Raw genomic sequence first — 13538 nt, 5'->3', positions numbered from 1 at the left:
AGGCCCGCATCGCGCGGGCCTTTCTCTTACTTCTTGGTCTTCAGCGCATTGAGCGCGCTGAACGCCAGCGCCATCGCCGTCGGTGCGGCCGGCGACGAGACGACGTTGGGCCGAGGGCCGCGATCGTCCGGGCGCGGCGGACGGCGATCGTCGTCGCGGCGCGGGCCGCGCGGCGCGTCGGAACGCGGGCCGTTGTTCGCACCGCGCGGGCCGTCCGCGCGCGGGCCGCGGCTGTCGGGGCGAGGGCCGTTGCGTTGGCCTTCGGGACGAGGGCCCCGCGGCGCATCCAGCGGACCGCGCGGGCGCTCGGCACGCGGCGCGTCCAGCGGGCCACGGGGGCCGTCCGCACGCGGCGCATCGGGGCGCGGGCCTTGCGGACGATCGCCCCGCGGACCGCGCGGCGCATCCGTGCGAGGACTCCGCGGGCCATCCGCACGAGGCGGCCGTGGCGCGCGCGGCGCATCGGCTTGCGGCGCCGCACCGTTCGCCGCGACTGCGGGCTGCGCGTTCGCATCGCGTGGCGGACGCGGGCCGCGCGGGCCCTGGCCTTCCGGACGCGGGCCGCGGTTGTGCTGCGGGCCGCGGCGATCGCGATTGAACGCGGGCGCCGGCGGCGGCTCGAACGCCTCCTTGCGGGCGCGCGCGATCAAGGGCTCGAGCTCGCCTTCGGGCACGCCCTTGGCGGCGGCGAATTCGGCGACCGGCAGCGTGTTGGCCTCGAACTCCTTGAGCAGCGTGGCGCGGTTGGCGCGCTGCTCCTGTTCGAGCGCGGTGCGCGCCTGCGTGTTGGCGCGGCGGCGCGCCAGCTCCTCGGTGGCGGCGTTGCGGTGCTCGTCGCTCAGCTCGTCGCCGGGGTTGCCGTCGAGGTCGAAGCGGTGCGTCGCCTTCACCAGCGCGTTGAGGTACGCGTGGCTGCCGGTGTAGCGGCGCAGGAACGCGGACAGCTGCGGCTTGGTGAACAGCCCCGGCGAACGCTCCTGGATGTCGGCCTGGATGCGCAGCTTGATCGGCTTGGGGGGATTGGAGAACAGGGCCGGGTACAACTTCTTGAGTTGCGGGCCGCAGTCCTCCAGCGCGGGACGCGCGGTCTGGCCGGCAGGCTGCGGCTCGGCGGAGGCATCGGCCGCGACAGGCGGCGACGGCTCCACGGCGGCGGCAACTTCGGGCGAGGACTCGGGCGCGGCGTCGACTGCGGCAGGCAGCGACACGGGCGCGGAATCGTCGCCTTCGGGCGGCGTCGAGGACGGGGGAAGCGAAGACATGCGGCAACGAAAGTGAAGCGGTGAAGGGGCGTATTGTCGCAATGTTCGGCCGCCCGCGCTGCCCGGCAGTGCGCAGCGGTGCGAAAAGTCCGCGAACGGGGGATGCCGGGCCGTTCGCCCTGGCGCCGCGTCGGGCTTGCGCGCGCTCCTATCCTCGCGACTTCCCCACCGAGGAGACACCATGAAAATCGCATCCCTCGCGCTCGCGCTGGCCGCGGCGCTGGCGGGCGCGCCGGCCTTCGCCCAGGCGGTGCCGCAGATCGCCTTCGACTCCGTGCCCGACGCGATCAAGCTGCCCAAGGACATGTATCTCGGCGAGGCCTCCGGCGTCGCCGTCAACTCGAAGGGCCACATCTTCGTCTTCTCGCGCGGCAACACGCGCGGCCCGGCCTACGCGGCGGCCGCGGCGCAGCTGCTCGAGTTCGACGCCAACGGCAACTTCCTGCGCGAGATCGGCAAGAACCTGTACGGCTGGTCGTTTGCGCACGCGGTGCGCGTCGACCGCGACGACAACATCTGGGTCACCGACAAGGGCTCCGACCTCGTCATCAAGTTCACGCCCGAAGGCAAGGTGGCGATGGTGATCGGCCGCAAGCAGGAGGCCTCGGACGAGGACACCGCGCCGCTGAAGCACCCGAACCCGCCGCTGCCGGCCGAGGACGGCCGCTTCCGCCAGGTCACCGACGTCACCTGGGATCCCGCAGGCAACATCTTCATCAGCGACGGCTACATCAACTCGCGCGTGGCCAAGGTCGACAAGGACGGCAACTGGCTGACGTCCTGGGGCAAGCGCGGCAGCGCGCCCGGCGAGTTCAACACGCCGCACAGCATCGCGGCCGACGCGCAAGGCCACGTCTACGTCGCCGACCGCTTCAACCGCCGCATCCAGGTCTTCGACGGCGACGGCCATTTCCTGCGCGCGATGACCATCGACGTGCCCTTCGACCGCGCAACGAAGCCGGTGATCGGCAATGCGCTCAACCCCGACGCCACCTCCGGCACGTTTTCGCCCGGCGCACCCTGGGCCTTGTGCATCACGCCCGGCCCGCACCAGGTGCTCTACGCCGCCGATGCCTACCCCGGCCGCATCTACAAGATGACGCTGGACGGCAAGGTGCTGGGCACCATCGGCGGCCCGGGCCGCCAGCTGAAGCAGTTCGGCTGGGTGCACGAGATCGCGTGCCCGGACGAGAACACGCTGTTCGTGGCGGAGCTGTTGAACTGGCGGGTGCAGAAGCTGGTGCTGCATCCGTGAGGGTCAGCGACGGTCGACCGGGGTGCGAATCGCGTGCACCGACAGCACACCATCTGCGAAAGGCCTCCGCCTATCGCCTGAGCCTCGCCCACGCCGCGCGGATCCTGCGCCCACGGTCCTCGAGGACATAGGAGGCCGCCAGCGCGAGCAGGCCGGCCACCACGCCGGTCCGCATGACCTCGAGGGGCCGGACACCGTCTCGGTGTGCGTGCGACCAAAGATCGCCGAACATGGTCAGCGCCACGACCAGCGCCGCGTTGCCCCACCGGCTGTGGTACAGCCGCGCGGCAGGCGTGAACGTCAGGAGGAGCGCGAGAAGTCCCGTCGTCAGCCCCGTCTCCGCGGCGGTGATCCAGTGGGCGAGGCTGCCGACCATCGACAGGCTGCCCGGCATGCAGGTCATGCAGGCGCAGGTCGGCTGCCAGAGTCGCTGTGCAAACAGAACCAGGCGGCGTTTCCATCCGATCGATTGCATGCGCATCCTCCATCGCTGTCGGCCGGGACGCGGCGATGTCGCCGACATGCCTCGCCGGAGTCCTCGAGCGTGCAAGGTTGGCAGCATAACCAACGGCTGCTCCTGAAACCCCGGATCCGGGACGGCATCGATGCCCCTGCGCGATCCCGACGGTGACGCCCGCGAGCGGGACGCCCGGATCGATCAGTTCCCCGCCGACGCCGCCGAAGCCTGCGCCTCGGCCTTGGCGGCCAGGTCGCGCGCCACCGCCTGCACCGCCGCCTCCGAGCGCTCGATGAAATGCGCGTGCATGTCCTCGCGGATCTGCTCCGCGGTCGCGTGCATCTTCTGGCCTGTCGGCGAGTTCCAGAACGTGTCGATCTCGGCCAGTTCCTGCGCGTCGAAATGGTTGGCCATCACGTTGCCGGCCTGCGGCCTGCGGCTCTCGGCGAGGATGGTGGGCGCCAGCTCGGTGAGCTTGCGGCCGGTGGCCGAGCCGAAGAACGTGCTGATGTCGCGGATCTCCTGCGTCTCGAAATACTTCGCGTAGATCTCGTAGGCCGTGTAGGCGGCGAGCTCGTCGGCGTCGAAGCGTTGCAGCGCGTCCTCGAGTTCGCGGCGGCCCTCGGCCAGCAGCGCCGGCACGCGCGCGTGGGCGGTGGCTGGGGATTTGTCGGCGTCGAGGTCGGCGTGCGTGGCGTCCTCGAGGCGAGGCAGCGAGTCGTGCGCGATCTTGGGCGCCATCTGCGGCCAGACTTCGGCGAGACGGTAGGCGACGACGAATTCGGCCAGCGCCTGCTTCTTGTCGTCGGACGGCGGCGGCGTGGCCGACGCGCAGGCCGCGGCGGCGGCCAGCGTGCAGAGCAGGGCGAGGCGGGCGAGGAGCGTCATCGGCGGCGGGGTCTGGAATCGGAGCGGCCCATTCTCGCGCTGTGCGCGAGCACGCGCTCGCGAGGGCCAAATCTCGCGCCACAATGCCTCGCATGGAGACCCCCCGCCTTGCGATGCGTCTGCCCGCGCACGTGCTCAACGGACTGGCCGTGTCGCTGGGCATCTCCATCATCCAGATCACGCTCGCGCTGACGGCCGGCAAGCTGGCGGCGCTGGCCGCGGCCACGGGCGCGATCTGCGCCAGCCTGGCCGACCTGCCGATCGCGCCCGCGCGCACCTGGCGCCGCGTCGGCATGGGCGCGCTGGTGGGCTGCGCGAGCGGCCTGATCGTCAACCTGCTGCGCGAGTCGGGCGTGGCGATGGGCTTCACCATCGTGGCGCTGTCGTTCTGCTCGACGATGGCCTGGGCCTGGGGCCCGCGCGCCGGGCCGCTGGCGTTCATCCCGATCCTCGCGCTGATCTTCACGCTCGCCGCGCCGCCGCCGGCCAGCACGGCACAGCTGCTGATCCATTCGGGCTGGACGGCGGTCGGCGCGCTGGCCTATTTCAGCTGGGCGGTGCTCAGCTCGCGCGTGCTGCAGCCGCGCTACCGCACGCTGGCACTGGCCGCCGCGCTGCAGGCGCTGGCGGCGCTGCTGCGTTCGCGGGCGGCGCTGCTGTCGCGCACGGACGCCGCCGACGGCACGCCGCCGCTGCAGGAATGGATCCGCAGCCAGGTCTCGCTCGACGAGCGCCTGCAGGCCGCGCGCGACCTGCTGTTCCCGGCCGCCGGCGAGCCGCACACCGGCCCCGCGATCGCGGTGCTGCTGCAGGCCGTGGAGATGCGCGACACGCTGCTGGCCGGCGAGCTCGACATCGAGCTGCTGGGCGCCGACGCCCCTGCCACGCAGCTGCGCGATCGCCTGCGCGAGCATGGCGTGCGCGTGGCCGACGCGATCGATGCCATGGCCCAGGCGCTGCGCGACTTCGGCATGAAGGTGCCGGCGTCGGCGGCCTCGCCGCTGGCCGAGACGGACATCGAGACCGGCGAGGCCATCGTGCCGCATCCGGCCCGCCCGACGCACGTGCCGCAGGCGGCGACGGCGCCGGCGGCCGCGGCGGCGGCGTCGATCGCGGCCTCGGCGGCTTCGGCGGCGGCGACGTCCCCGTTGGCGTCGATGGACGCCGACGTCGCGCAGCGCGACGCCGAGCGCATCGGCGACGCCGCGGCGCAGGCGGTCGCGCGGCACGAGGGCGGTGCGGGCGCGCAGGCCGATCCCGCGCAGGTCGCGAAGGACGCCGCCGCCGCCGCGCGCGCGCGGACGCCAGCGCGCGTGCCGCTGTTTGCGAGCACCGATCCGCGCTATCCGCTGGCCGTCGCGTTCTACGGCCGCGCGCGCCAGATGGTGGCGGTGCTCGCGCGCATGCAGGGTGCGCTGCGCGGCGAGGTCACGCCGCTGCCGCTGGCGCGCGACGAGCTGCAGGTCTTCATCTCGACCGAGGGCTGGCCCTGGGCTGCGCTGCGCGCGCAGCTCAACACGCGCTCGCCGACGTTCCGCCACGCGGTGCGCCTGAGCCTGGCGCTCGGCAGCGCCTACTTCATCGGACTCGCGCTGCCGTGGGCCTCGCATCCGCACTGGCTGGTGCTCAGCGTGGGCGTCGTGTTGCGCGGCAATCTCGAGCAGACGCTGTCGCGCCGCAACGACCGCGTGCTGGGCACGATGATCGGCTGCCTGCTGGTGCTCGTGCTCGCGCAGTTCGGCGCGCCGTGGCTGTCGACGCTGGCCTTCCTGGTCGCCGTGGGCATCGCGCACTCGTTCACGACGGCGCGCTACCTCGTCACGGCCGCCGCCGCCAGCGTGATGGCGCTGATGCAGGCCCACATGGCCGCGCCCGATGCGCACAGCTTCGGCGTCTTCGAGCGCCTGGCCGACACCGTGATGGGCGCCGCGCTCGCCTGGGGCTTCAGCTACGTCTGGCCGTGGTGGGAGCGGCGCGGCATCGCCAAGCTCAACGAGCGCGTGCTCAGGAGCCTGCGCACGCTCACCACCGAGGTGATGCGCCTGCCCGACCCGGCGCAGCCCGACCTGAAGCTGCGGCTCGCGCGGCGCGAGGTCTACGAGGCGGTCGGCGCGATCGCCTCGGCCGCCCAGCGCACCGGCGCCGAGCCCTCGCGCGTGCAGGTGCCGATGTATGCGTTCGCCGAGATGCTCACGCGCTGCCACGTGCTGATGGCGCAGCTGGTGGCGGTGCGGCTGCTGCTGGCGCGCCGCGGCGCGCAGCTGGAGAGCGCCGTCGCGCAGAAGGCGCTGACCGACGCCTGCGTCGCGCTGCACCACGCGCTCGACAACCCCGGCGTCGGCACCTCGCCCCAGCGCGGCGCGCCCGGCGCGGCGGGCGCGCCGGTGGTGGTCAGCGGCACGGTGCCCAGCGAGGACGTCGACCACACAGCGGTGCCCGCGGCCCTGCCGGACAGCGCCGTCCTGCCGTGGCTGCGGCGCCGGCTGCAGCTGGCCACGCGTGCGGCAAGGCGGGTGGGCCTGGCGGCGCAGGCGTTGAACGCCGCGGCGCGCTGAGCGATCATCGACAGCTTGCATCGAGGAGGAGTCATGGAGCGACATTCGCCGGCCCAGCGTCGGGCGACCGCGTGGCGAGGCCTCGCCATCCTGTGCGCGTCGTTGAACACGATCAGCGCCGGCCACACGCAGGAAGCCGCATCCCTCACCGTGCCGGCCGCCCTGCAGGGCACCTGGGTCGGCGAGGAGTCGAACTCAAGGCAGGGCCGCGACTGGGTCGCCATCGTCGTGCGCGACGACGGCGAGATCGATTGGTACAACGACCTGCCGGCCAGGGAAGCCCCTCCCTCGACGAGCCGCGGCAAGCAGGTCAAGCTGGAGTCCGTCAGCGACACCCACCTGACGCTGACCTACCAGGTGATGGCGCGCAACCCGCGCCTGCGCAACCAGACCGTGGTCAGCACCATCGTGCTGGATCTCAAGGACGGCCAGCTCGTGGGGCATCGCGAGTTTCCGCTCGACCCGGACCGCGCGATCAGCCTGAGCCCGGTGCCGCGTCGACCGTGATCGCGGCTTGCCGCCAGGCGCGGGATTGCGAGCTTGCGTGCCCGGAAAGCGCCCCTTCAGAATCAGCGGGTCAGCCCTTTTGCATTCCTCATTCCGAAGGAGCCGCATGATGCAACTCGCGAACAGATTCCTCGCTGGAACCCTTCTGGCCGTGCTGGCCGGCGCCGCGTCCTCGCAGGCACCGGCACCCGCGCTGACCAGGACGGTCGTCGCGCGGGGCGATGTGTCGGTGCCGGGGCGCGAGGCGGTCGCGGCTCGTGTCGACATCGCGCCCGGCGGGGTCTCGGGATGGCACACCCACCCGGGTGACGAGATCAGCGTCGTCAGCGAGGGCGAGGTGGTGCTGATGGTCGCCGGGCAGGCCCCGCGCAAGGTGGTTGCGGGCGAGGGCTTCGTGATCCCGGCGGGCGTCGTGCACAACGCCAGGAACGAAGGCACGTCGCCGACGCGGCTGGTCGGGGTCTATGTGGTGGAAAAAGGCAAGCCGCTGGCGTCTCCGGCATCGGCGCCGGCGCCCTGATCGGATCGTCGGCTGCACAGGTCGCATCCCATGGCCGAGGTCATCCATCCGTTCTACGAGTCGCATCGCGTCGAGATGGAGGCCGCCATGCGCGAGCGCCTCGACCATGCGCAGGCGATGCTGCGCGAACGCGCGCAGCTGGCCGACACCGACGCGATCCGGCGCGAGGTGATGGACGAATTCGCCATCGTGCTCACGCAGATGCCCTATGTCGGGGGCACGGCGAGCCGCATGAGCGACTTCTTCATGCGCCTGCTCGGCTTCATGGCCATCAGCCGCGTGCTGCGGCGACACGGCGTGCCGCTGGCCGAGATCGGCGAGATCGAGCGCGAGGCCTACAAGGCGCAACTGCTGGCCTTGCCCGAGGCGGAACGCCTCGCCGCGGGGCGCCAGTTCATGTCGCCCGAGAACCAGGCCTTGCTGCGCGAGCAGGCCGCCATGAGCACGACGGCGCGCCACCGCGGCGAGTTTCCGGCGGATTTCGTCTACGACTTCGTCGAGCCGGGCCCGGGCGACGACTTCGACTTCGGCATCGACTACAAGTCATGCGGCTTCTGCAAGTTCGCGGCGCGCCACGGCGACAAGGACATCCTGCCCAACCTCTGCGGGCTGGACTTCGACGCCTACGCGACACGCGGCATTCGCCTGCACAGGACGCAGACGCTCGCCGGCGGCGCGAGCCATTGCGACTTCCGGTTCTCGAAGCTGCCGCCGGAGTAGCCGGCCGCGGACGTTTACGCCGCCACCCGGTCGCTCATCCCCGCCAGCCAGCGATACAGCGCCAGCGTCGCGAGCACGAAGCCGATGCCGCCCAGCCACAACGCCGGGGTCGCGAAGCTGTCGCCGACGACGGCCAGCGGCGCGTCCTTGCCGCTGAAGACGGTCAGCGCCGCCAGCGCCACGCCGAACAGGCCCTCGCCGACGATCATGCCGCTGGCCAGCAGCACGCCCAGCTGCTTGCGCGATGCGGGGCGGGGCGAGGCCTCGGCGTTGCGATCCCAGGCCCAGCCGACGAAGGCGCCGACGACGACCATCAGCGTCGTGGCCATCGGCAGGTAGATGCCCAGGCCCACCGCCAGCGGCGGCAGCTGCGCATGGCTGCCGGGCTTGCGGAAACGCTTGATCGCCTCGTCGAGGACGACCAGCAGCACGCCCAGCACGACGCCCTTGCCCAGCAGGCTCCAATCGAGGTCGCCGCCCAGCACGCCCTTGGCCAGCGCCGAGATCAGCGCGGCCTGCGGCGCGGCGAGGGCCTTGGCGGTGGCGCCCGGCGCGCCGGCGAAGCCGTAGGCCTTCTGCAGCAGATCGAGCACCGGCGGGATGACAAGCGCGCCGGCCACCGTGCCGATGGCCAGTGCCACCTGCTGCTTCCACGGCGTGGCGTCGACCAGCTGGCCGGTCTTCAGGTCCTGCAGGTTGTCGTTGGCCACCGTGGCCGCGGCGATGATGACCGAGGTGACGAAAAGCGTGAAGGCCACCAGCGCCGGGCCGGCGCTCGGCGGCAGCATCGGCTTGGCGACCAGCGCGACCAGCAGCGCGCAGCTGATGACGACGATGATGCCCACGCCCGACAGCGGGCTGTTGCTCGAGCCGATCAGGCCGGCCATGTAGCCGCAGACGGCGGCGACGAAGAAGCTCATGAGCGCGATGAACGCGATGCCGCCGATCACCAGGATGGCGGTGGCCGAGCCCAGGCCCGCGCCGTTGCTCATGTCGGCCAGCACCCAGGCGATCGGCACCAGGCAGGCGACCGTGACGCCGGCGACCCAGCCGATGGGCAGGTCCTGCTCGGTACGCGGCAGCGTCGCGCCCTGGCCGGCCTTGCGCACGCGCGAGGCCGCCATCGCCGAGGCCAGGCCGGTGGCCACGGGCTTGACGAGCTTGACCAGCGTCCAGATCGCGGCCACGGCGATCGCGCCGGCGCCGATGAAGCGCACCTGCTTGGCCCAGACATGGTTGGCGACGCCGGCCACGTCGGCGGCGGCGTCGAAGGGCAGCAGGCTGGTCAGGTGCGGCACGGCGCCCGCCCAGGAGATCAGCACGCCCACCAGCATGGCCACGCCGACCCACAGGCCGACCAGGTGGCCCACGGCCAGCAGCGCCAGCGAGAGGCCGAAGTCGACGCCGGTCGACGCGTTGCTGCTGCGGCTCAGGCGGAAGTAGCCGACGACGTCGGAGGCGAACAGCTGCGTCGCGACGATCACCTGGAAGCCGGCCGACACGATGCCGCCCCAGACGATGGCCAGCAGGCCGGCGCGGTTCTCGGCCGCCGCGCCTTCACCGCCGGCGCCGACCTTGAGCACCTCGGCGCAGGCCACGCCTTCCGGATACGGCAGGTCGGACGTCGTCACGAGCGCGCGGCGCAGCGGGATCGAGTAGGTCACGCCCAGCACGCCGCCGAGCGCGCAGATCAGCACGCAGGTGATGTACGGGAACCCGCTCCACCAGCCGATCATCACGAGGCCGGGCAGCACGAAGATGATGGACGAGATCGCGCCGGCCGCCGAGGCGACGGTCTGCACGATGTTGTTCTCCTGGATCGTCACGCCCTTGGCGTAGCGCAGCAGGCCCATCGAGATGACCGCCGCCGGGATCGACGTGGCGAACGTCAGGCCCGCCTTGAGGCCGAAGTAGACGTTGGCCGCCGTGAACAGCAGCGTGATCAGGAAGCCGAGCACGACGCCGCGCAGGGTCAGCTCGTTGTTGGAAGGGGCGACTGCGTTCAAGTGGACTCCTCGGGATCAAGCCGCGCATCATCGCCGAAACCGCGGCGCGCGGGCATAGTGACAACTCGCAGCCGCCCGCGGGCGCGGCTCGCTAGCGGTTTCGCTTGGCCGCCCGCGCCGCGCGCTCGGCGGCCTTCGCGGCCTCGGCGGCGCGCAGCTTGTCCTTCTTGCTCGGACGCTTGCCCTTGACGCCGCCCGCGTTGTTCGGCGATTCGGCCGCGCCCTTGGGCGGCGCGACCTCCTTCGGCTCGAAGCCGGCGATCTTCTCGCGCGGCACGCGCTGGCCCTGGCGCTTCTCGATCAGGCGGAAGTGCGCCTCGCTGGCCGCGGGCACGAAGCTCACCGCCACGCCAGCCTCGCCGGCGCGGCCGGTGCGGCCGATGCGGTGCACGTGGTCGTCGGCGGAGCGCGGCAGGTCGTAGTTGACGACCACCGGCAACTGCACGATGTCGATGCCGCGCGCGGCCAGGTCGGTGGCGACGAGCACCTGCAGCCGCGAGGCCTTGAAGTCGTCCAGCAGCTGGTTGCGCCGGCCCTGGCTCAGCTCGCCGTGGAAGGCCTCGGCCTTGAGCCCGCCGACATACAGCTTCTGCGCGACATGCTCGGCCGCGTGCTGCGTCGCGACGAACACGAGCACGCGCTTCCAGCCGTGGTCGCGGATCAGCTTGAGCAGCAGCTGGGTACGGGCCGGGGTATCGACCGCGATCGAGCGCTGGACGATCTTCGCGCCTTCGGCCGCCAGCGCCGCGGCGCTGTCGCTGGGGACGTCGGGCACGTCGATGGTGAACGGGTCGTGCAGCAGCCTGGCCGCGAGATCGAGCACGGCGCGCGGGAAGGTCGCCGAGAACAGCAGCGTCTGGCGCTTGGCCGGCAGCAGCGCGAGCACGCGCTTGAGTTCGTCGGCGAAGCCCATGTCCAGCAGGCGATCGGCCTCGTCGAGGACCAGCGTCTGCACGTCGGCGATGGAGACGGCGTTCTGGTCGATCAGGTCGAGCAGGCGGCCGGGCGTCGCGACGACGATGTCGGCGCCGCCGCGCAGCCGCATCATCTGCGGGTTGATCGACACGCCGCCGTAGGTGATCGCGATCTTCAGCGCCACGGGCAGGTGCTGCGCGTCCTCGCGCAGCGACTCGCCGATCTGCGCCGCGAGCTCGCGCGTGGGCGCGAGGATCAGCGCGCGCACCGGGCGCTTGGCGCCCTCGGGCGGCACGCCGGCGTCGGCCAGCCGCTGCAGCACCGGCCAGCCGAACGCCTGCGTCTTGCCGGAGCCGGTGCGCGCGGTGCCCTGGACGTCGCGGCCCTCGAGGGCCGGCGGAATGGCCGCGGCCTGGATGGGCGTCGGGCCCAGGTAGCCGCGCTGCTGGGCGGCGCGCTGGAACGGCGCGTGCAGGCCGAGGGATTGGAAAGTCATGCCCGTATTAGACACGGGTGGGGCCGCCGCCCCGGAAATTCGGCGCGTCAGGCCTTCTTGGTCCGCCGCTTGTGCCACGCCAGCAGCTCGCCGACGACGCCCTTGCGGAACGCGACGACGCACGCGACGAAGATGCAGCCGATGATCACGCCCGTCCACGAGCCGGCGCGGTCGGACAGGAAGTTCTGCAGGCCGATGACGATGAACGCGCCCACCACGGGCCCGGCGAAGGTGCCGAGGCCGCCCAGCAGCGTCATCAGGATGACCTCGCCGGACTGCTCCCAGCGCACGTCCTGCAGCGTGGCCAGGTGCAGCACCAGCACCTTGAGCGCGCCGCCGAGTCCCGCGATGGAGGCCGACAGCACGAAGGCGAGCAGCTTGTAGCGGTCGACGTTGTAGCCGAGGGAGATCGCGCGCGGCTCGTTCTCGCGGATCGCCTTGAGCACCTGGCCGTACGGCGAATGCACGATGCGCAGCACCAGCGCGAAGATGCCGACGAAGACCAGCAGCACGAAGAAGTAGAGGCTGAGGTCGTTGTCCAGCGGGATCATGCCGAACAGCCTGCCGCGCTCGACGCCCTGGATGCCGTTCTCGCCGCCCGTGAACGACGCCTCGAGGAAGAAGAACGACAGCATGTAGGCCAGCGCCAGCGTGACCATCGCGAAGTAGATGCCCTGGCGGCGGATGGCGATCGCGCCGATCACCAGGCCGGTCAGCCCGGCGGCGGCGACCCCGCCCAGCAGCGCCACTTCCGGCGTGACGTGCTTTTCCTGCAGCAGCCACGCCGTGATGTAGGCCGCGCCGCCGAAGAACGCGGCGTGTCCGAACGACAGCAGTCCGGTGTAGCCCAGCAGGAGGTTGAATGCCATCGCGAAGATGGCGAAGCACAGCGCCTGCGCGATGAAGATGGGGTAGACGCCCACGAACGGCGCGATCACCAGCAGCGCCAGCGCCACGATCCAGGCGATCTTGCCGGCGCGATCCACGCCTTGGCCGAGCCAGCTCATCACTTCTCCTTCCCGAACAGCCCGGCGGGCCGGATCATGAGCACGACGGCCATGATGAAGAACACGACGACGTTCGACGCCTCGGGATAGAAGACGCGCGTGAGGCCTTCCAGCAGGCCGAGCACCAGGCCGGTGACGATGGAGCCGATGATCGAGCCCATGCCGCCGATCACGACCACCGCGAACACGACGATGATGAGGTTGCTGCCCATCAGCGGCGTCACCTGGATCACCGGCGCCGCCATCACGCCCGCCAGGCCCGCGAGCGCGGCGCCGCCGGCGTAGGTCAGCGTGACCATCAGCGGCACGTTGACGCCGAAGGCCTGCACCAGCGCCGGATTCTCGGTGCCCGCGCGCAGCAGCGCGCCGAGCTGCGTGCGCTCGATCAGGAACCAGGTGCCGAAGCAGATCACCAGCGAGGCCGCGACCACGAAGCCGCGGTAGTTCGGCAGGATCATGAAGCCCAGGTTGGTCGCGCCAGAGAGCTGTTCCGGCGCCGAGTAGGACTGTCCCGAGGAGCCGTAGTACTGCTGGAACACGCCCTGGATGATCAGCGCCAGGCCGAACGTCAGCAGCAGGCCGTACAGCGGATCCAGCTTGTACAGGCGCTTGAGCAGCGTGCGTTCGAGCAGCGCCCCCACCAGCCCGACCACCAGCGGCCCCAGCAGCAGCGCCCACCAGTAGCTGACGCCCCAGCGGTCCATCGAGAACCAGGCCACGTAGGCGCCGAGCATGTACAAGGCGCCGTGCGCGAAGTTGACGACGCCGAGCAGGCCGAAGATCACGGCCAGGCCCAGGCTCAGCATCGCGTAGAACGAGCCGTTGACCAGGCCGAGCATGAGCTGCCCGAACAAGGCCTGCAGCGGGACGCCGAAAATTTCGGTCATCGAGGGATGTCTCCAGCTTTGTGCGACGGGCCGCGGCGTGCGAACGCGGCGGCCCGATGTTGC

The 13538-nt window shown here is 71.6% G+C and carries 12 protein-coding genes; 5 read left to right on the top strand and 7 right to left on the bottom strand.

From position 1 onward, the window contains the following. Positions 1-26: 26 nt before the first annotated feature. Complete coding sequence (locus LPC04_RS05760; protein ID WP_275681225.1) at positions 27-1262, bottom strand: ProQ/FINO family protein; 1236 nt, start codon at positions 1260-1262, stop codon at positions 27-29. A gap of 181 nt (positions 1263-1443) precedes the next feature. Here LPC04_RS05760 and LPC04_RS05755 point away from each other — a divergent pair, with 181 nt between their 5' ends. After that, entirely contained in the window at positions 1444-2517 is a 1074-nt protein-coding gene (locus tag LPC04_RS05755) for a peptidyl-alpha-hydroxyglycine alpha-amidating lyase family protein (RefSeq protein WP_275681224.1), read from the top strand. Between the two features lie 70 nt (positions 2518-2587). Here LPC04_RS05755 and LPC04_RS05750 read toward each other — a convergent pair whose 3' ends face one another. Next, positions 2588-2992, bottom strand: coding sequence for a hypothetical protein (locus LPC04_RS05750; protein ID WP_275681223.1), 405 nt, complete (start codon positions 2990-2992; stop codon positions 2588-2590). A 183-nt stretch (positions 2993-3175) separates the two neighbouring features. Continuing rightward, entirely contained in the window at positions 3176-3862 is a 687-nt protein-coding gene (locus LPC04_RS05745) for a DUF2059 domain-containing protein (RefSeq protein WP_275681222.1), read from the bottom strand. Between the two features lie 92 nt (positions 3863-3954). Here LPC04_RS05745 and LPC04_RS05740 point away from each other — a divergent pair, with 92 nt between their 5' ends. From LPC04_RS05740 to LPC04_RS05725, 4 genes are all read left to right on the top strand, one after another. Beyond that, positions 3955-6417, top strand: a complete 2463-nt coding sequence (locus LPC04_RS05740) for an FUSC family protein (protein ID WP_275681221.1) — start codon at positions 3955-3957, stop codon at positions 6415-6417. A gap of 33 nt (positions 6418-6450) precedes the next feature. Next, positions 6451-6924 carry a hypothetical protein gene (locus tag LPC04_RS05735; RefSeq protein ID WP_275681220.1) on the top strand — a complete coding sequence of 158 codons (474 nt, stop codon included), beginning with the start codon at positions 6451-6453 and terminating at the stop codon, positions 6922-6924. Positions 6925-7030: 106 nt separating this feature from the next. Further along, positions 7031-7444: a cupin domain-containing protein gene (locus LPC04_RS05730; RefSeq protein WP_420854698.1), complete on the top strand. Its 414-nt coding sequence runs from the start codon at positions 7031-7033 to the stop codon at positions 7442-7444. A 30-nt stretch (positions 7445-7474) separates the two neighbouring features. After that, complete coding sequence (locus LPC04_RS05725; protein WP_275681218.1) at positions 7475-8164, top strand: L-2-amino-thiazoline-4-carboxylic acid hydrolase; 690 nt, start codon at positions 7475-7477, stop codon at positions 8162-8164. A gap of 14 nt (positions 8165-8178) precedes the next feature. On the opposite strand, the gene LPC04_RS05720 is transcribed toward LPC04_RS05725, so the two are convergent. The 4 genes from LPC04_RS05720 to LPC04_RS05705 all read right to left on the bottom strand — a co-directional run bounded on the left by LPC04_RS05720 (position 8179) and on the right by LPC04_RS05705 (position 13475). Further along, entirely contained in the window at positions 8179-10170 is a 1992-nt protein-coding gene (locus tag LPC04_RS05720; RefSeq protein WP_275681217.1) for an OPT family oligopeptide transporter, read from the bottom strand. 91 nt (positions 10171-10261) lie between these two features. Further along, complete coding sequence (locus LPC04_RS05715; RefSeq protein ID WP_275681216.1) at positions 10262-11581, bottom strand: DEAD/DEAH box helicase; 1320 nt, start codon at positions 11579-11581, stop codon at positions 10262-10264. Between the two features lie 47 nt (positions 11582-11628). Continuing rightward, a complete protein-coding gene (locus tag LPC04_RS05710) occupies positions 11629-12588 on the bottom strand; it encodes a branched-chain amino acid ABC transporter permease (protein ID WP_275681215.1) in 960 nt (319 codons plus the stop codon). Beyond that, complete coding sequence (locus LPC04_RS05705; RefSeq protein WP_275681214.1) at positions 12588-13475, bottom strand: branched-chain amino acid ABC transporter permease; 888 nt, start codon at positions 13473-13475, stop codon at positions 12588-12590. Before LPC04_RS05705 ends, LPC04_RS05710 begins: the two co-directional genes overlap by 1 nt. Positions 13476-13538: the final 63 nt, after the last annotated feature.

Source organism: Scleromatobacter humisilvae, from assembly GCF_023231945.1.
In the GTDB taxonomy this organism is placed as follows: domain Bacteria; phylum Pseudomonadota; class Gammaproteobacteria; order Burkholderiales; family Burkholderiaceae_C; genus Scleromatobacter; species Scleromatobacter humisilvae.
Note: the sequence above shows the minus strand (reverse complement) of the source record. Positions and strands in the feature narration are given on the sequence as shown.